General features: G+C 68.6%; 18 protein-coding genes. 7 read left to right on the top strand and 11 right to left on the bottom strand.

Features of this window, described 5'->3' with window-relative positions; translation table 11 throughout:
• From KUG41_RS00590 to KUG41_RS00565, 6 genes are all read right to left on the bottom strand, one after another.
• Window positions 1-1,098: a cell wall metabolism sensor histidine kinase WalK gene (locus KUG41_RS00590; protein ID WP_254216687.1), complete on the bottom strand. Its 1,098-nt coding sequence runs from the start codon at window positions 1,096-1,098 to the stop codon at window positions 1-3.
• A 3-nt stretch (window positions 1,099-1,101) separates the two neighbouring features.
• The gene (locus KUG41_RS00585) at window positions 1,102-1,803 is read right to left on the bottom strand and encodes a response regulator transcription factor (RefSeq protein ID WP_216900058.1); all 702 of its coding nucleotides are present in this window, start codon (window positions 1,801-1,803) and stop codon (window positions 1,102-1,104) included.
• Window positions 1,804-1,847: 44 nt separating this feature from the next.
• Window positions 1,848-2,480: a Crp/Fnr family transcriptional regulator gene (locus KUG41_RS00580; protein WP_216900022.1), complete on the bottom strand. Its 633-nt coding sequence runs from the start codon at window positions 2,478-2,480 to the stop codon at window positions 1,848-1,850.
• 254 nt (window positions 2,481-2,734) lie between these two features.
• On the bottom strand, window positions 2,735-3,721 hold the full coding sequence (gene pstS, locus KUG41_RS00575; protein ID WP_216900021.1) for a phosphate ABC transporter substrate-binding protein PstS: 987 nt from the start codon (window positions 3,719-3,721) through the stop codon (window positions 2,735-2,737).
• 104 nt (window positions 3,722-3,825) lie between these two features.
• Window positions 3,826-4,887, bottom strand: coding sequence for a PstS family phosphate ABC transporter substrate-binding protein (locus KUG41_RS00570; protein WP_254216686.1), 1,062 nt, complete (start codon window positions 4,885-4,887; stop codon window positions 3,826-3,828).
• 101 nt (window positions 4,888-4,988) lie between these two features.
• A complete protein-coding gene (locus tag KUG41_RS00565; protein ID WP_254216685.1) occupies window positions 4,989-6,089 on the bottom strand; it encodes a CorA family divalent cation transporter in 1,101 nt (366 codons plus the stop codon).
• A gap of 139 nt (window positions 6,090-6,228) precedes the next feature.
• Here KUG41_RS00565 and KUG41_RS00560 point away from each other — a divergent pair, with 139 nt between their 5' ends.
• Window positions 6,229-6,510, top strand: coding sequence for a hypothetical protein (locus tag KUG41_RS00560; protein ID WP_254216695.1), 282 nt, complete (start codon window positions 6,229-6,231; stop codon window positions 6,508-6,510).
• Window positions 6,511-6,598: 88 nt separating this feature from the next.
• On the opposite strand, the gene KUG41_RS00555 is transcribed toward KUG41_RS00560, so the two are convergent.
• Both KUG41_RS00555 and KUG41_RS00550 read right to left on the bottom strand, forming a co-directional pair.
• Complete coding sequence (locus KUG41_RS00555) at window positions 6,599-8,476, bottom strand: pyruvate kinase (RefSeq protein ID WP_216900018.1); 1,878 nt, start codon at window positions 8,474-8,476, stop codon at window positions 6,599-6,601.
• A 302-nt stretch (window positions 8,477-8,778) separates the two neighbouring features.
• On the bottom strand, window positions 8,779-10,011 hold the full coding sequence (locus KUG41_RS00550) for an FAD/NAD(P)-binding oxidoreductase (RefSeq protein WP_216900017.1): 1,233 nt from the start codon (window positions 10,009-10,011) through the stop codon (window positions 8,779-8,781).
• Window positions 10,012-10,182: 171 nt separating this feature from the next.
• On the opposite strand from KUG41_RS00550, the gene KUG41_RS00545 reads away from it, so the two are divergent.
• Both KUG41_RS00545 and KUG41_RS00540 read left to right on the top strand, forming a co-directional pair.
• A complete protein-coding gene (locus tag KUG41_RS00545; RefSeq protein ID WP_216900054.1) occupies window positions 10,183-10,398 on the top strand; it encodes an acetyltransferase in 216 nt (71 codons plus the stop codon).
• Between the two features lie 59 nt (window positions 10,399-10,457).
• On the top strand, window positions 10,458-11,333 hold the full coding sequence (locus KUG41_RS00540) for a cation diffusion facilitator family transporter (protein ID WP_371733982.1): 876 nt from the start codon (window positions 10,458-10,460) through the stop codon (window positions 11,331-11,333).
• A 7-nt stretch (window positions 11,334-11,340) separates the two neighbouring features.
• Here KUG41_RS00540 and cysW read toward each other — a convergent pair whose 3' ends face one another.
• Complete coding sequence (gene cysW / locus KUG41_RS00535) at window positions 11,341-12,246, bottom strand: sulfate ABC transporter permease subunit CysW (RefSeq protein ID WP_216900015.1); 906 nt, start codon at window positions 12,244-12,246, stop codon at window positions 11,341-11,343.
• Window positions 12,247-12,253: 7 nt separating this feature from the next.
• A complete protein-coding gene (gene cysT, locus KUG41_RS00530; protein ID WP_216900014.1) occupies window positions 12,254-13,105 on the bottom strand; it encodes a sulfate ABC transporter permease subunit CysT in 852 nt (283 codons plus the stop codon).
• Between the two features lie 122 nt (window positions 13,106-13,227).
• On the opposite strand from cysT, the gene KUG41_RS00525 reads away from it, so the two are divergent.
• Window positions 13,228-14,262, top strand: coding sequence for a sulfate/molybdate ABC transporter ATP-binding protein (locus KUG41_RS00525; RefSeq protein WP_216900013.1), 1,035 nt, complete (start codon window positions 13,228-13,230; stop codon window positions 14,260-14,262).
• A 4-nt stretch (window positions 14,263-14,266) separates the two neighbouring features.
• On the opposite strand, the gene KUG41_RS00520 is transcribed toward KUG41_RS00525, so the two are convergent.
• Window positions 14,267-14,698, bottom strand: coding sequence for an Rrf2 family transcriptional regulator (locus tag KUG41_RS00520; RefSeq protein ID WP_216900012.1), 432 nt, complete (start codon window positions 14,696-14,698; stop codon window positions 14,267-14,269).
• Between the two features lie 135 nt (window positions 14,699-14,833).
• On the opposite strand from KUG41_RS00520, the gene KUG41_RS00515 reads away from it, so the two are divergent.
• From KUG41_RS00515 to chrA, 3 genes are all read left to right on the top strand, one after another.
• On the top strand, window positions 14,834-15,880 hold the full coding sequence (locus KUG41_RS00515; RefSeq protein WP_371733981.1) for a sulfate ABC transporter substrate-binding protein: 1,047 nt from the start codon (window positions 14,834-14,836) through the stop codon (window positions 15,878-15,880).
• A gap of 102 nt (window positions 15,881-15,982) precedes the next feature.
• On the top strand, window positions 15,983-16,810 hold the full coding sequence (locus KUG41_RS00510) for a class II glutamine amidotransferase (protein WP_216900011.1): 828 nt from the start codon (window positions 15,983-15,985) through the stop codon (window positions 16,808-16,810).
• A complete protein-coding gene (chrA, locus tag KUG41_RS00505) occupies window positions 16,811-18,160 on the top strand; it encodes a chromate efflux transporter (protein ID WP_216900010.1) in 1,350 nt (449 codons plus the stop codon).
• Window position 18,161 lies beyond the last annotated feature (1 nt).

The following is an 18,161-nucleotide window of genomic DNA, read 5'->3' as shown; positions in this document are numbered from 1 at the left end:
TCAGGCCTCCACGGGAAGCAGCAGTTCCATCACGGCACCGCCGTGGGGATGGTTGGCCGCCTGAACCCGGCCGCCATGGGTGACGGCGATCTGCTGCACGATCGCCAGCCCCAGACCACTGCCACCCCTGTCGCTGCGCACCCGGGAGGGATCACCACGGTAGAAACGCTCGAACATGTGCGCCAGGTCGTCCTCGCTGAGGCCGGGACCCTCGTCCCGGACGGTCAGCAGACACCAGCCCGCCGTCGCTTCCAGGGTCAGCCACACCGTGCCGCCATCGGGGCTGTAGCGAACCGCATTGTCGAGCAGGTTGAGCACCGCTCTGTGGAGCCGTGAGCTGTCACCCAACACGGCCATGGGTCTGTCTGCCTCCAGATCCAGGCGGATGGCACGCCGTTCCGCCAGGGGCCGCAGCCCGAGCCAGACCTGCTGCACCAGCTGGGGCAGATCCACCGGGCTCTGGCGACGCATCGCTTCCGGCAGGGTGTTTTCCAGCCGGGAGAGCTCCGTGAGATCGCCGACGAGCCGCTGCAGCCGAAGCAACTCCCGCTGCAGCCGTTCCACCAGCACGGCGGTGGCATCGTTCGCATGGGCCGACAGGCTGTCGCCCACCAGCAGCAGGGCGGTGAGGGGGGTCTTGAGTTCGTGGGCCACGTCGCTCACCCAGCGCTCCTGCTGCTCCAGCTGGGCTTCGAGCGAACGACGACTCTGAAGCATCACCGCCACCCAGCCTCCCTCGCCGGCCAGGGCGAAGGCGGCCAGCTGCTGCTGCCCCAGCTGCCACTCCAGACGCTGGGGCCGTTCCCGCTGCCGTGCATTGCGGATCACGGCGATCAGTTCCTGGGACGGGCAGACACGCTCAAGGGGCTCCTGACGCAGCAGTCCCGCCCCGGAAGCCTCCAGCAGCCGTTCGGCCCGCAGGTTGATCAGCTGGACGCGATCGGCCCCGTCGAGGATCAGCCAGCCATCCGGGGCCCCACCGATCCAGCGCAGCAGCTGGCGGGCCGAGAGTCCCGAGAAGGAGGGATCGCGGCGGGAGAACCGACGCGCCAGCCACCACCCCAGGGCCAGACCCAGCAGTCCCGCCAGCAGCAGCATCATTCAACCGAAGCGGTAGCCGAAGCCTCGCACGGTGACCAGATGCTCGGGGGCGGAGGGATTGGCCTCCAGCTTTTCGCGCAACCAGCGGATGTGCACGTCGACGGTCTTGCTGTCGCCGAAATAGTCGTAGCCCCACACGCGCTCCAGAAGTTTGTCGCGGCTCCAGACCCGGCGGGGATGCTGCATGAACAGTTCCAGCAGCCGGTATTCCTTGGGGGAGAGATTGACCTCGAGGCCGTCCCGGATGACCCGGCATTCCTCCGGATACAGGCGCAGGTTGGCATGCTGGAGCACCTTGGCCGATGCTTCGGCGGAGCGGCTGCGGCGCAGCAGGGCCCGGCAGCGGGCCACCAGCTCCCGCATGCCGAAAGGCTTGATCAGGTAGTCGTCAGCCCCCACCTCCAGCCCCAGCACCCGGTCGGTCTCACTGTCCCGGGCGCTGACGACCAGGATGGGGGTGTGGTTGCCGGCGGCACGCAGCTGGCGGCAGAGATCCAGACCGCCCATGCCGGGCAGCATCAGATCGAGCACCACCAGGGCGAACTCCTCACCAGGAGCGCAGTCCTGCAGGCAGCGCAGGGCCTCGCGGCCGTTGCCGCAGGCCGTGACCTCGAATCCCTCCAGGACAAGAACATCGCGGATCGTTTCCCGGATGGTGTCGTCGTCCTCGACGACCAGGAGAGCTGGAGGAGGCAGGGGCATGACCCCATTGTCGGTGTCGGCGGCGTCCTGATCGCAGAGCGGTGTCAACGGCGAGGCAGATAGCTGACCACCAGGCGCCTCTGGCTGTCCAGCTGGAGCCAGCCTTCGTCGCGCAGGCTGCCGATCACCCGGGTGACGGTGACCCGGGTGGTGGCCAGAGCGCTGGCCAGTTCCTGGTGGGTGAGGCGCAGGTTGAGGCGCAGACCGTGTTCGCAGGGCTGGCCGTATTCGCTGGCCAGCAGCTCAAGAAAACCCCGCACCCTCTCGTCAACACGCTTGAGGCCCATCAGGGCCAGGAGGGCCTGGCTCTGCTGGAGCCGCAGCCCCAGAGCTTCGAGCATGGCCACCGCCAGGAGCGGGTCCTGGCGAATCTCACCGCAGCTCAGACAGAGCAGGTCGGTGTCGGCCAGGGTGGTGGCCTCATAGGCTTCGACCCCGTTGAGGGGATCCCCGAAGGGTTCGTTGGGGCCGGCCAGCCCCAGCAGCATGTCATCGCCGTGGATGGTGATGGCACTGAGCTTCACCATGCCGCGAACAACGAGCCAGACGTTGTTCTTGAGCAGCGGTACGTGGCTGCCGGCACTGACATGAACGAGGCTGCGCTTCTGGTAATTGGCTTCCAGAAGCTCCCGGAATCCTTCCTTGCTGCCGGATTCACGGGAGGGCGTGAATACCATGGTTGAAGCGCGGCGGATGCAGCGAACTGTATGCAGCGACACCCGCCCCACGGGCAAAGCCCTGGTAGTGCTTTGGTTAAGACCTGGGAAAGTCAGCCCGTTGACCGGGGCTTGCACGGACTGGCCTGAACCTGGCCGGCAGAGGATCCCGCAATCGAACACTGCGTCGGGCAAGAGCGGCCATCAAGGGGTGCTCAAGAAAAAGAGGGAGCGAAGGCTCCCTCTCTCCATGCACGCCTTCCCCGGGCAGGGAATCAGCTGCCGATCCTTGCCACCGCCTTCTTGGCGGCGCTGAGGACGGAGCCCTTCAGAGGCACGTAGCCGATGTTGTCGGCCTTGTTCTGGGCAGCGGGGCTCAGCAGATAGAGCATGGCCTTGCGGATGCTGCCGGCCTTGGCACCGTTGCCCTTCTGGTAGGCAAGGATCCAGGTGAGGGTGGAGATGGGGTAGCTGTCGGCACCGGCAGGGTTGGGATCCTCACCGGCAAGATTGCCGTCAAGCCTGATGTTGTTGAGGGCGGCGGCACCGCCCTTGAGACCGGGCATCACGAACCTGCCGGCCTTGTTCTGCAGGGCGGCCGCCTTGATGGCGCCCTTCACATAGGCCTGATTCATGTAACCCAGGGACCCCGGGGTGTTGCTGACGATGCCGGCCACACCCTCATTTCCCTTGCCGCCCAGACCCACCGGCCACTTGACACTCTTGCCCTCACCCACCCTGGACTTCCAGGTGGAGGAGAAGGCCGAGAGGGAATTGGTGAAGGCGAAGGTGGTGCCGGAGCCGTCGGAGCGGTGCACCACCTTGATCGGACCCTTGCCGCACTTGAGCTGATCCCAGGTCCTGATGGCGCCCAGATAGACATCCACCAGCTGCTTCTGGGTGAGTTTCAGACCCTTGCAATCGGCCTTGTTGTAGCCGATGGCGATGGTGCCGCCCACGGCAGGGAACTGCACCACACCGCGGCTCACCTTGGCGGCCTCCGAGGAGCTGATCGGTTCATCGGTGGCACCGAAGTCCACAGTGCCCGCCACGAACTGACGGACGCCCGCGCCGGATCCCACCGACTGGTAATTGACCTTGACGCCGGTGCTGGCCAGGCCGGCGAAGGCGCTCTGGTAGAAGGGCGCAGGGAAGGTGGCGCCCGCACCGTTGAGGGTGCTCTGCGCCAGGGCGGCAACACCGGTGCCCACGCCGAAGGTCAGCGCGGAGCCATAGATCAGGGCCTTCTTGGCGAAGGTCATCGAGAACCGAAAAGTCAGGCCTTCCTTGATTAGCAACCGATGGGGAGGCCAGTCGTTATGGGTGGATTAAGGGGGGGTCAAGATATCTTCCCCAGCCGGCTGGATCAGCGGGGCTGGGGCGAACGGATCTGCTCGAAGCTGCGCCGGATGGCCTGACCGATGGAGAGCCCGATGGGCAGATCCCCCCCGAAGGAGGTGCCCAGCACGTGGCGATAGAGCTTGCTCTCCACCAGACGGTAGGTGTCCGCCGGCAGGGGGATGGCGCCGGCCTGCTCGGAGAAGCGCAACCCCCGCTGCAGGGTGAAGGTGAGGAACGAGCGCACCGACGCCTGCTCCCTGAGGGCCCGATCGTTCACATAGACGAACAGGGGGCGGGACAGGGGCTGGTAACGCTCCTGCTGGACCGATTTCAGCGAAGGCGCCACGGTCCCCTTCGGACCTGCGATGGCCAGGGCCCTGAGCCGGTTGGTGTTGCCGCGGTAATAGGAGAAGCCGAAATAGCCGAGCGCGAGGGGATCGTTGGCCACGCAACGCACCAGCACGGTGTCATCCTCACTGGCGGTGTAGTCGGCGCGGGAGTCATCCTCCGAACCATTGATGGCCTTGTTGAAGTAGTCGTAGGTGCCGGAATCCCTGCCGGGGCCGCAGAGCCTGATGGCCTTGTCGGGCCAGACAGGATTCACCTGGTTCCAGCGTCTGATGCGGCCCTGGGCCCTGCGGTTCCACAGCAGGGCCAGGTCCGCCGGGCTGATGCTGCTGGCCCAGGTGTTGCGCGGATGGACGGCGACGGTGATGGCATCGAAGGCCAGGGGAAGTTCGATGAAGGTGACGCCTCTGGCCGCGCAGGCCCTGAGCTCCTTGGTGCTGATCGGACGGGAGGCGTTGGCGATGGGGATCTGACCCTGGCAGAAACGGCGCAGGCCGGCGCTGGTGCCGGTCTCCTTCATCGTCACCCGCACCGACCGGCCGCCGGAGCTGGCCCGGAATGCCCTGGCCGCAACCTCCATGATCGGGAAGACCGTGCTGGAGCCCTCCACCCGCACCACGGGGGCCGGGCTGGCCTGGGCCAGGAGGGCGCCCGATGGAACGGCGGGAACGACGGCGGCGAGGACGACGCCGCTGATGGTCTTCGAAAACCTTCGGCCCGGCCAAGGGATCTGGGCCATGAATCCTGCGTCGCCGGGAGGGTTTCGCCGATCCTGCAGCATCCTGAGGGCGGAATGGGTTAAGAGGAGTTTGTGAACGCCAGCCGCTCAAGGCGGCGGGATCAGCGCTGCCCCGTCCAGTCCTGGAACCAGCCCCGGTGCCAGAGCCACCAGGCCTGGGCAGCCGCCACGGCCGCCATGAACAGCATCACCAGCGCATAACCGTGATGCCATCTCAGTTCGGGCATGTATTCGAAATTCATGCCGTAGATGCCGGCGATGAACGTCAACGGGGCAAAGATACTGGTGAGAATTGTGAGGGTTTTCATCACCTGATTCATGCGGTTGCCGATGGTGGCCGCATAGGAGTGGGTGATGGCATCGCACTGGCTGCGCAGCGAGCCGCAGGCCTCGAACAGCTGGTCCACCAGTTCGGCCATGTCGCGGAAGCCCTCCAGGGCCTCGGGCCCCAGAAGCCATTGGCGCTGACGAAGCAGCAGGCGGATCTGATGACGCAGGGGCCAGATCAGGGTTCGGATGATGCGCAGATTGCTGCGGAATTCATAGGATCTCCGCAGAATCAGTGGACGGGGATTCCGCAGGGACGACTCCTCCAGGGCATCCAGCTTCAGCGAAATCGCCTCCAGCATCGGGAACAGCCCATCGAGCAGATCATCGATGAGGAAATGCAGGATGTCGTCGAGATCCCGATCCTCCAGCGACCCCGACTGGGAGAGCAGCCATTCAGTCAGTGTGGGGAAGGGATCGCCGCTCCCCCCCTCCTCCACGGTGATCAGCAGCCCCGGCAGCAACACCAGGGCCACCTGCTCGCTGACGAGATAGGAGGGATCCCTGGCGAAGCTCAGCCGATGCAGGATCACCAGCAGCACCTCCTCCAGTCCCTTCACCTGGGGCCGCTGGGGCACCTCCAGAAGCGGTGCGTGCAGGACGGCGGGCACCTCGAGGCCATCCAGCAGCCGATGCAGGACCATCCGATCGGCCAGCCCCTGCAACCGCAGCCAGAGCGGGGTGCCACTCCGCCGCAGCCGGGCCAGCTGATCGAGGCCGGCATCGGGGATGCGCACGGGACCGGAGCGGTGGAACACCACCGCATCGGAGCGGGTGGGTCCCAGGCCGCCGTGGATGAACAGGTGCGTGGGAAGGCCGGCCGGACGCTGCTCCAGGCGCTGGGAGGTGAGGGCGCCCGGAGTGAGTCGCAGCATGGGAGGCCCACGGGTTGCCACGATTCAACCGCAGACGGAAGCGCCATGGTGTCGTGGGCCGAGGCGGCGGGCTTTACGGAGTCTTAATGCCTGCTCGCTAGGCTTTACAGAGATACATCAGGGGAGCGATACCTTGGCCATGGATGCTTCCAGCGGAGCGAACAACCGGGAACTCAGCTCTCCGGATCGGGAGGTTCGCTCACCCATGGAGGCCCATGGCAGCTATCGGGGCAACGACTGGAGCCCCGAACGGCTGATGTTTCACCAGAATCTTGAATCCTTCGCCGATCAGGTCGGTCTGATCGTGGGGCTGCAGGCCAACGGAAAGATGAGCCAGGAGGACGCCTGGCGGCAGATCAAAAAGATCTGGAAAAATCTGAAATTCGCCAAGGATTCCCTGCTCGAAAATCCTAGAGACTGAAGCTTTCAGTCATCCTGGAGACTGAAGCCTTCAGTGCCGCGCTGCTCCCACTCGCCAGGGTCCTCCGACCGAGCCAAGACACGGGACGTCACCCGAACGGGGCCGGCTCATCGCAATTGCTGCGAAAGGCCAGGCAGCTGATCAGGGGCTCGTCGCGTTCGTTCCGCCCGACGGCATCCCCGGTGATCAGGCCCTCCAGCACCCTGACGGCCGCGGTGATGTTCGGACCCTTGTTCAGCAGCACCGCATCGGCTCGGGCCGCCATCGCCGCATCGGTGATCTCGGCACGGGTGGGCCGGACCCGATGGGCCATGGCATCGAGAACCTCCGTCGCCCAGATGCAGGGGACATGGGCGGCGGCGCAGATGCGCAGGATCTCCTCCTGGATCGCCGCCAGCGCCTCCCAGCCGCACTCGACCGCCAGGTCGCCCCGCGCGATCATCACCCCGACCGGAGCTCCGTGCGCCATCGCCGCCAGCAGCAGCCGGGGCAGATTCAGAAAGGCCTGACGGGTTTCGATCTTGAGGATCACCGCCAGATCCTGGCGGCCCTGAGCCTCCAGACCCTGGCGCAGAGCGTGGATGTCGGATTCCCTTCGCACGAAGGAATAACTGATCATGTCGGCATGTTCGCCCGCGAAGACCAGATCCTCACTGTCCTTGGCGGTGAGGGCGGGCATGCGCAGGTCGCTGTCGGGGAAATTGATCCCCTTGTCGGATCGGAGCCTGCTGCCGCTGCCCTGGGCCGCTGTGATCTCCACCAGCAGCTCCCGGGCCGTCACGCCCAGGATCACAGCAGTGATGCGGCCGTCGTCGAAGAACACCCGCTCGCCGATGCGCAGATCGAAGAACACCTCGCTCAGGCTGCAGGGGAGGGTGTCGGGTCCCTGGTCCGGCTCAGCCGTGAGCCTCAGGGTGTCGCCGACGCGCAGCCGCCGCTCACCACTGACCGGGGGCAGGGGCTCGACCACCAGCCGGGCCTTGCCCTTGCGCTGATGGAACACCAGGCCGGAGATGAAATGACAGGCCTTGTCGCAGAGGAGCAACAGCGTCCCGTCGGGGCGTCGCCCGCCGACCGAGAGGGTGCGCCAGCGAAAGGAGGCATCGCGTCCGCGCAGCCGGTCGCCCACCTTCAGCCGCTTCCCCTTCTTCAGCCGCACCGGCAGCAGCACGCCATCGGCCTCCTCGGCCGCGGGGGAGGCTCCCGGCGGCACCGCCAGGATCCGCACCGGTCGCAGTGGCCGTCCCAGCCGGTCGCGGACCGGGCGGGCGCGGATCACGGCGGGCTGGGGGGCCAGCGGGCCGGTGCGCAGTTTCGGCCCCGCCAGATCCATCGCGATCGCACAGAGCCGGCCGGTGGCGGCGCGCGCCCGCTTCACCCCCGCCACCAGCAGGGCCCAGACCGCCGGATCGTCGTGGGCACAGTTGATGCGGGCCATGGTCATGCCCGCCTCCAGCAGATCCTCGATCAGGGAGGGATGCTCGGCGGCCTCCGCCGGCAGCGTCACCATGATGCCGGCGGCCCCTTCGGCAGCCACTGCCCGGAACAGGCGGTCGCAGCGGTCGTGAAGCACAGCCTGCCCGCTGGGATCGGCAGGACCGGCCGCGCTGGCGTCGTCGGCCGAGGAATCCAGCCCCTCCAGCGCCTCCAGGGCCCTGATCACGGCCTCCAGGCTGGGCAGCAGGTGGGCATCGCAATCCACCAGGGCGCAGAGCCCGCGCTGCCGCAGCGCCTGGGGGAGCCCCGGATGGGCATGGCGATGGAACCCGATGAAGTGCAGCAGATTGCGGGCGCTGACGCCGTAGGTCTCGTGGATGGCCTCCAGGCACTCGGCTTCCTCCACCTCGATGCGCTGCATCGCCGTCTTCAGGGCCAGCAGGGTCTCCCTCAGCCCCCGGGCCTGATCGAGGCCGGGGCAGCTGGAGGGACCGGGGACGAAAGCGGATGGCAACAGGGCGTCTCTCATGGACCGGAGCGTTCCCCTGGGGTGGATGGGTCCATGGAAACAGCCTCCCGACGACTGCGCACACCCTGACGGCGCCATCCCCCCTTCAGCTGTTCGGCCAGTTCCCGATCGAGGGCCGGGGTGAGACGCTCCCCCCCGTCGAGCAGGTGGGTCGGGCGGGGCCGCAGGAGTCCTCTGGCGACTCCGACCCTGCCCGGAGACGATGACCTGCCCCAGACCCGGCGGATCCTCATCCTTCCCTCATCCGCTGCTGCTCGACCTCGTGCAGCGGCTGGGGCACCTGAGGCGCCCCGGCGATGCGGTCAGTGCACCACCCCCGGCATGAAGCGCCGCTCGTGGGGCAGACCCTTCAGCATCCGGTTCCAGTAGATCCAGGGGAGGAGCTTGGTCTTGACGATCCACATCAGCCAGCTCTCCCTGGTGGGGTCGTGGGGGAAGGAGGGCACGGGCTCGCCCTCGTAGTTGAACTCGGCCATGATCACCTTCCCGTAACCGGTGATCAGCGGGCAGCAGGCGTAGCCGTCGTAGCGGGCGGCCAGGGGCTGGCCGTCGAGATGGGCCAGCAGGTTGGCCACCAGCACCGGCGCCTGGCCGCGCACGGCGGCGGCGGTCTTGGAGTTGGGCAGCGACGACACGTCGCCCAGGGAGAAGACGTTCGGGAAGCGCACGTGCTGGGTGGAATATTTTTCGACCTCCACCCAGCCGCCGGGGCCGTCCACCGCCAGGGGGCTGGAGGCCACCACCTCCGGCGCCGCCATCGGCGGGGTGACATGGATCATCGCGAAGGGGATCACCTCCTCACGGGTGGACTCACCCTCCCTGACGGTGAAGACGGCCTCCTTCGTGTCGGGGCGCACCTCCGTGAGGGTGTGCTGGTAGCGGGCGTCGATGCCGCGGCGGGCCACGATCTCCCGCAGCGGCGCGGCGTAGACGGGAATGCCGAAGATGCCGGGGGTGGCCGTGGCGTAGATCACATGGCTGCGCCCGGCCAGCTCCGGCGAGCGCCGGAAGACGTCGTCCGCCAGGTACATGATCTTCTGGGGCGCCCCGGCACACTTGATCGGCGTGTCGGGATAGGTGAACAGGGCGTTGCCCCCCTGGAACTCCTGGATCGTCTTCCAGGTGTAATCGACGGTGTCCTTGGAGTAGTTGCTGGTGATGCCGTTGCTCCCGAGGGCCTCGGGCAGGCCCTTGATGCGGTCCCAGCAGAGCCGGATGCCGGTGGCCACCACCAGAACGTCGTAGCTGAGGGTGTCTCCGGACGCGGTGGTGACGCTGCTGGCCGCCGGATCGAAGCCACTGACCGCGTCGCGGATCCAGCGGACACCCTCCGGGATCAGCTGCTCCTCGGGGCGGCGGGTCTGCTCGAGACTGAAGACACCACCCCCCACCAGGGTCCAGCCGGGTTGGTAGTAGTGGTCGCCGGAGGGCTCGAGGATGGCGATCTCCAGCCCCGGTCGGGCCCTCCTGAGCTGGCTGGCCACGGTGAGGCCCGCTGCCCCTCCCCCGACGATCAGGATCTGGTGATGGGTCATGGAGAAAGGGCAGCGGGTCGATCAGACCTGCCGGGGCAGTCCTGTCCTTCGTCTACTCACGCCCGGGAACGGCGTCAGCGGCGCCCGCGCCGGAAGCGGGGAAGTGTCACGGTCGTTACCGGATGGGCCAGCGCTGGACCAGAATGAGGATTGCAAGAACGGAGCAGAACCATGTTCCTCAAAGTCCGCCACGACGCCGAAGACACCAGTCTGGTGGAGGTGCTGGACGTTCAGCAGTTGTTCAACCCCTTCGACACCCAGGTGCGGGGTCGCCTCCACGGCGGCGAAGAGCTGCAGGATCCCGCGAGTTACGCCAAGACGGATCTGTTCTTCCCCTCCGGAGAAGAGCTGCCCCGCTGCTGGATCGATTCCCACTACCAGGACTGACCCCCGGGCCCAGGGCAGGAGCCGCTGCTAGGACCCCCTTCATCGCCCCCCATGCCCCCGTGCCCCTCCCCCACCAGCACCGGCCGGGCTCCCCCAGGGCCTTCTTGTGGAGCGTGCTGCTCAACAGCGGGCTGTCGGGGCTGCAGCTGGCGATCGGTTTCGGCTTCGGCTCCCTGGCCCTGATCGGCGACGCCGTCCACAACCTCGGCGACGTGGCCGGCCTGCTGTTCGGCTGGGGGGCCGAACGGCTCAGCGCCCGGCCGGCCACGGCCCGGTTCACCTACGGCTTCGGCCGCAGCACCCAGCTGGCCTCCCTGATGAACGCCGGTCTGATCCTGATGGCGGCGGCCGTGCTGATGGTCGAGGGGGTGCAGCGGCTGTTCGATCCCGTGCCCGTGGTGAGCGGGCCGGTGGCCTGGGCGGCGACGGCCGGGATCGTGGTGAACCTGTTCTCCGCCCGCCTGTTCGGCACGGGCCATCACCACGACCTGAACCGGCGGGCGGCGGTGGTCCACCTGCTCACCGATGCGGCCGTGTCGGCCGCGGTGCTCGCCAGCGCCCTGCTGGTGGGTCTGGTGGGCTGGATCTGGCTGGACGCCGCCACCGCCATCGGCGTGGGACTGGCGGTGGCCTGGAGCGGCTGGGAGCTGCTGCGGGAAGCCCTCAGCGCCGCCCTCGACGCCGTGCCGCGGGGCATCGACCTGGTGGAGGTGGACGGGGCCCTGCGGTCCCTGCCCGGCGTGGAGAACGTCCACCACCTGCACGTGTGGGGCATGAGCACCTCCCAGGCCGCCCTGACCGCCCACGTGAGCCGCCGCACGGGCAGCGTCGACGACAGGGAACTGCTGCGTCAGGCCAGGCAGAGGCTGGCGGCGCTGGGCATCGCCCACAGCACGATCCAGCTGGAGCCGCCCCGGGGGGACCAGCACTGCTGAGGCCGGCTCAGCCCTCCGGATCGATCCGGGCGGCGGCCCTGTCCTGCTCCAGGAGCCGCTCCACCAGCAGCTTGAGCAGCAGCGACACTATCGCCACCCCCCCCAGCACCATGGCCGCCCCGAAGGCCAGTTCGGTCTGGTAGTTCTTGTAGGCGTCCTCCACGAACAGGGGCAGGGTCTGGGTCTGGCCCTCGATGTTGCCGCTGACCACCGCCACCGCCCCGAATTCCCCCAGGGCCCGGGCCGTGGTGAGGATCAGGCCGTAGAGAGCGGCCCAGCGCACCGAGGGAAGGGTCACCTTCCAGAACACCTGCCAGTCGCTGGCCCCCAGGGTGCGGGCGGCCTCCTCCTGCTCCCAGCCCTCCTCCTCCAGCAGGGGAATCACCTCCCGGGCCATGAAGGGGAAGGTGACGATGATCGTGGCCAGCACGATGCCGGGCCAGGAGAAGATGATCCTCCAGCCCAGGCTCTGCACCACATTCCCCAGCAGCCCCTGGGTGGGGCTGTAGAGCAGCACCAGCATCAGCCCCACCACCACCGGTGAGATCGAGAAGGGCAGGTCGATGACGCTGAGCAGCAGGGCCTTGCCCCGGAACCGGCGCCGGGCGATGGCGGTGGCCGCCGCCAGGCCGAAGACCGTGTTGCAGGGCACCGCCACGGCGGTGGCGATCAGGGTGAGCCGCAGGGCCGAGAGCAGCTCGTGGGAGCCGAAATTCTCCAGGAAGGGGCCCAGGCCCCGGGAGAAGGCCGAGGCCACCACGTTCAGGGCCGGCAGCAGGATCACCACCCCCACATAGAGGCAGGCGATCAGCGGAATCAGGACAGCCGACAGGGTGACGCCGGGCCGGCGCGGCCGGGGCCGGGGGGCGCCGCCGGGACCGGCGCTCTCGAGGGTGGGGACGACGATGGTCATGGCGGGATCAGGCCTCATCGCCCTGGTAGCGCTGGCCCCACACCTGCAGCAGGTTGATCACCAGCAGGCTCAGCAGCGAGAAGATCAGCATCACGGCGCCGATCACGGTGGCGGCTTCGAAGTCGTATTCCTCAAGTTTCTGAATGATCAGGGTGGGGGTGATCAGGTCCTTGAAGGGCACGTTGCTGGAGATCATCACCACCGAGCCGTATTCGCCCACGGCCCGGCTGTACCCCTGGGCCACCCCGCCAAGGATCGCCGGGAACAGCTGGGGCAGCACCACCCGCAGGAAGGTCTGGAGCGGACTGGCCCCGAGACACCAGGAGGCCTCCTCCTGTTCCTTTTCAAGCGAACGCAGGACCGGTTCGACGGTGCGCACCACGAAGGGCAGGGAGATGAACACCATGGCCACCGTCACCCCGGGGGCGGCGAAGGCCACTTTGAGACCGAAGGCCTCATTGAGGGGCTGCCCCAGCCAGCCGTTGGTGCTGTAGACCGCCGTGAGCGCCAGGCCGGCCACCGCCGTGGGCAGGGCGAAGGGCAGATCGATCAGGGCATCCAGCAGGCGCTGACCGGGAAAACGGCTGCGCACCAGGGCCCAGGCCACCACCACGCCGAAGACACCGTTCACCAGGCTGGCGAGCAGGGCCAGCCCGAAGCTGACCTTGTAGGTGGCCACCGCCTCCGGGGTGGTGGCCATCTCCCAGAAGCCGGCGGGTCCGACCCCAGCCGCCTTGAGCAGCATGGCCCCGAGGGGCAGGAAGAGGATCAGGCCCAGGTAGGTCCAGGTGATGCGCCAGGGCCAGCTGGGCAGCACCAGGGGGGGTGGGCGCCAGCGGCGCGGGAGGGCGGCGGTCATCGCGTCGGACAGAAGCGGGCGGGGATGCGGCGCTGACCGTATCACCGTTTCCGACCTAAAGGGCGGTTTGGCGGTGTGTTTACCGGTATAGTCAGCGCCACCTTTTTCCGCCGGCTCTCCCGATGGGCATCCGCGTCGCCAACGTCAGCAAGAGCTTCGGCGACTTCCGCGCCGTCGACGACGTCAGCGTCGATGTGGAGAGCGGTTCCCTGGTGGCCCTGCTGGGGCCCTCCGGATCGGGCAAGAGCACCCTGCTGCGCCTGATCGCCGGGCTGGAAGACGCCGATGCCGGCCGCATCTGGATCACCGGCGAGGAGGCAACCGAACGCTCGGTGCAGGAGCGCCAGGTGGGCTTCGTGTTCCAGCATTTCGCCCTGTTCAAGCACCGCAACGTGCGGCGCAACGTGGCCTTCGGCCTGGAGCTGCGGGGCTGGAAACCCGAGGCGATCCGGCGCCGGGTGGACGAACTGCTCGATCTGGTGCACCTGCGCGGCTACGGCGGCCGCTACCCCTCCCAGCTTTCCGGCGGCCAGCGCCAGCGGGTGGCCCTGGCCAGGGCCCTGGCGGTGCAGCCCCGGGTGCTGCTGCTCGACGAGCCCTTCAGCGCCCTAGACGCCAAGGTGCGCAAGGAGCTGCGGGCCTGGCTGCGCAACCTCCACGACGAGATGCACGTCACCACCGTGATCGTGACCCACGACCAGGAGGAAGCCATGGAGGTGGCCGACCGGATCGTGGTGATGAACGAAGGGCGGGTCGAGCAGATCGGCTCCCCGGCCGAGATCTACGACCATCCCGCCTCCCCCTTCGTGATGAGCTTCGTGGGGGCCGTCAACGAGCTGCCGAGCGGCTCCCTGCCGGTGCGCCAGGAGGCGAACCCCAGTGCAGCCGCCCCGGCGGCGACGGACGGACGGATCTTCGTGCGCCCCCACCATGTGCAGGTGCACGCCACCCCTCAGCCGGGCACGGTGCCGGCGCGGCTGCGGCGGCTCACCCACATGGGCAGGGATCTGCAGGCGGAGCTGGTGCTCGATTCCCAGGAGGTGGTGGTGGCCCAGTTCCCGCGGGACCAGATCGATTACCGCACCCTCAGACCCGGCGACCGGCTGCACGTGGTCAGCCGCCAGGCCCGTTCCTTTGTGCCGGATTTTTCCATCTGAAGGCTCAGATGAAATACATCGCCTGGGCCTGGGCCAGGTGGTCCCGCTGGTCCAGCAGATCCTGCAGGGTGGTGCCCGTCAGGATGTCCCGGCGCGTTTCCTCAAGCCGCGCCTCCAGCCGGGTCAGCACCTCGAACTCGGGCGTGTCGCGCTCCGCAGCGGCGCTGGAGGCGCTCTCCCCCTCCAGACAGCTGACGACGTCGTCGACCAGGATCTCGACCGGCGGCCTGGCCAGCTGGTAGCCCCCCTTCGGGCCGCGGATGCTGCGCAGGATCTGTCCCCGGCGCAAACTGGCGAGCATCTGCTCCAGGTAGCGGTCGGGAATGCCCTGGCGCTGGGCGATCTCCGCCACCTGCAGAACCCCGCCGCCGGCATGGATGGCCGCCAGCTCCATGAGCGAGACCAGCCCATAGCCGGTTTTTGCACTGAAAGCCAAGGGATTCCACGGTTGTCCTATGTGGATTGTGGCAGGCCAGACCGGCGGGGCGGCCCCGGCGGGGACAACGGAAGCGAAACACTTATCCGACCGGGGAACCGGTGTATTATTTTCCGGATTCCTGATCAGAGATCCGTGGTTCGCCACTGCATCGGTGCCCTCCCCTCCCTCGCCCTCGGCGGCGTCCTGCTCGGCGGCCTGGCCCTGGGCGGCTGCAGCTCCCAGCCCCCCGACAACGCCGACGGCGGTGGCTCCCAGGAGCTGCTGCTGGTGAGCTACGCCGTCACCAAGGGGGCCTACGACCGGATCCTGCCGAAGTTCGAGGCCGACTGGAAGGCGCGTACCGGCCGGACCCTCACCGTCAGGACCAGCTATGGCGGCTCGGGCTCCCAGACCCGCGCGATCATCGACGGCCTCGATGCCGACGTCGCCACCCTGGCCCTGGCCGGTGACGTGCTCAAGCTCCAGAAGGCGGGTCTGGTGGCGCCGGGCTGGGAGAAGGAACTGCCGCAGGACTCGATGATCACCAACTCAGTGGTGGCCTTCGTACCCCGCCAGGGCAACCCCAAGGGCATCCGCACCTGGGCGGACCTGGCCAGGCCCGGCCTCGCCGTGGTGAGCGCCAATCCCAAGACCTCCGGCGGCGCCCGCTGGAACTTCCTGGGCCTCTGGGGCTCGGTGAGCCAGACCGGAGGAGAGGAAACCCAGGCGAAGGCCTACGTGGCTTCGGTCTACCGCAACGTGGACAACCTGCCCAAGGACGCCCGCGAGGCCAGCGATGTGTTCCTCAAGCGCGGCCAGGGCGACGTGCTGCTCAACTATGAAAACGAGGCGATCCTGGCCAGACGAACGGGGGATCTGACGACGCCCTTCCTGGTGCCGGAGGTCAACATCCGCATCGAGGGCCCGGTGACCGTGGTGGACCGCAATGTGGACCGCAAGGGCACCCGCAAGGCCGCCGAGGCCCTGGCCGCCTATCTGCAGGGCGAGCCGGCCCAGGAGATCTTCGCCGAAGAGGGCTTCCGGCCGGTCAGCCCTGCGGTCTGGAGCCGGGTGAAGGGCCGCTTCGCCCCAGTCAAACAGCTGTTTTCAGTCAGCGACTTCGGTGGCTGGAGCCGGGTCAACGAGACCTTCTTCGGCAAGAGCGGGGTCTGGGATCAGCTGTTCCGGGCCTCTCGCTGATCGTTCCCCCTTCAGCCCCGCGGAACGCACCCTGCCGACGGGGAGAATGGGTCGAGGGCGAGTCTCCCAAGCCGCCGCGGGCCCCTGGCCCTTCTCCCGGCCATGTGCGAACTGCTGGCCCTCAGCGCCAACACCCCCACCGACATGCGCTTCTCCTTCCACGGCCTCACCCGCCGGGGCGGCGCCACGGGCAGCCACGGTGACGGCTGGGGGGTGGCCAGCTTCGATCCCGACGGCCGCAGGGTGCACCTCTACCGGGAGGACGCCCCGGCGGCCTTCTCCAGGATCGCCGCCCAGGTGGCGGCCCTGGATCTCAAGGCCCACTGCTCCATCGCCCACATCCGCAAGGCCACCCAGGGGGTGGTGGCCCTGGAGAACTGCCATCCCTTCCACCGCCGCTGGCACGGCCAGGAATGGGTCTTCGCCCACAACGGCGACCTCAAGGACGACCTGGCCGGGATCCTGACCGGCAGCGGGGCCGACCAGCCCGCCGGCTACCGGCCCGAGGGCAGCACCGACAGCGAAGCCGCGTTCTGCTGGATCCTCGATGAGCTCGACCGGGCCGCCATCGACCCGGAGGACGAAGCCGGCTTGTTCGGCGTGCTGGTGGCGGCCTCCGGCCGGCTGGCCGCCGCCGGCATCTTCAACTGCCTGATCAGCAACGGCCGCTGGCTCTACGCCTACGCCAGCACCAAGCTGCACCGCATCACCCGGCGGGCCCCCTTCTCGAAGGCCACCCTGGCCGATGACGACCTCAGCGTGGACTTCGCCGAACTGGCCGGCCCCCGGGACGTGGTGACGATCGTCAGCACCGAACCGCTGACCACCGATGAATGCTGGACTCCCCTCGCGGAGGGGGAAGCCCTGCTGCTGCGCGGCGGCGAGGTGGTCCGCCGTGCCGGCTCCCTGGCCCGGGGGGACGGGGCCTGAATGGTTCCATCCCCTCCTGCCTCGGCGCGGCCGGACCCCGTCCCCCTGGCGGCAGCGGCCCGTTTCTGGCTGCGGCTGGGGCTGGTCAGCTTCGGCGGACCGGCCGGCCAGATCGCCCTGCTGCACGGGGAACTGGTGGATCGCAGGCGCTGGTTGTCGGAGCGGCGCTTCCTGCATGCGCTCAACTACTGCATGCTGCTGCCGGGACCGGAGGCCACCCAGCTGGCCACCTACCTGGGCTGGCTGATGCACGGCCCGGGAGGCGCCCTGGTGGCGGGCGGGCTGTTTCTGCTGCCCTCGGTGGCCGTGCTGCTGAGCCTCTCGGCGATCTATGCCCTCTGGGGCCAGCTGCCCGTGCTGGCGGCGGTGTTCTGGGCGCTCAAGCCGGCGGTGCTGGGAATCGTGCTCCAGGCCGCCTGGCGACTGGGTCGCCGCACCCTCCACCATCCCGTCCTGGTGGCGATCGCCGCGGCCGCCTGCCTGGCCCTGGCCGTCGGACGGGTGCCCTATCCGGTCCTGATCGCGGCCACGGCCCTGGTGGGCTGGATCGGCGGCCGCTGGCGGCCGGAGCTGTTCCAGGCCCCATCGCGGGCTGCGGCCCGGCCGGGGACGAACGGAACGCTTCCCGCCGAGGCGGCCCTGCACGGAGACGCCGACCCCACCCCCGACCACGCCCGCTTCAGCGGGCGCCGGCTCGGCCTCACCCTGCTGCTGGGCGGCCTGGCCCTGGGCCTGCCCCTGGCCCTGCTGACGCAGGTGAACGGCTGGGACGGCCCCCTGGCCACCATGGCCCGCTTCTTCAGCCGTGTGGCCCTGGTCAGTTTCGGCGGCGCCTATGCCGTGCTCCCCTACGTGGCCCAGGGGGCGGTGGACACCCACGGCTGGCTGGCTGCAGGCCAGATGGTCGACGGCCTGGCCCTGGGGGAGACGACCCCTGGCCCCCTGATCATGGTGGTGGCCTTCGTCGGCTTCATGGGGGGCTGGAACGGCAGCGGCAGCCTCGCCGCCGGAGTGGTGGCCGCGCTGGTGGTGGTGTGGTTCACCTTCCTGCCCTCGTTCCTGTTCATCCTGGTCGGGGGGCCGCTGGTGGAGGCGAGCCGTGGGGATCTGCGGGTGGGAGCCCCGCTCACCGCCATCACCGCCGCCGTGGTGGGGGTGATCCTCAGCCTGGCCATCTACCTGGCCGGACCGGCACTGGCCCCCACAGGCTCTCTCGAGGCAGGCGCGGTGCTGGTGCTGGCGGGTGCTCTGGTGCTGCTGGGACGGGGCCTGGGGGCGCTGCCGCTGATCGCCGCGGCCACCGCCGTGGGCCTGGCCCGCTGGGGGCTGCGCGCCGCCGCGGGGCTCTAGC

The organism is Synechococcus sp. CCY 9618 (genome assembly GCF_019038415.1).
Classification (GTDB): domain Bacteria; phylum Cyanobacteriota; class Cyanobacteriia; order PCC-6307; family Cyanobiaceae; genus Cyanobium.
This window is presented reverse-complemented; position numbering and strand designations above follow the sequence as displayed.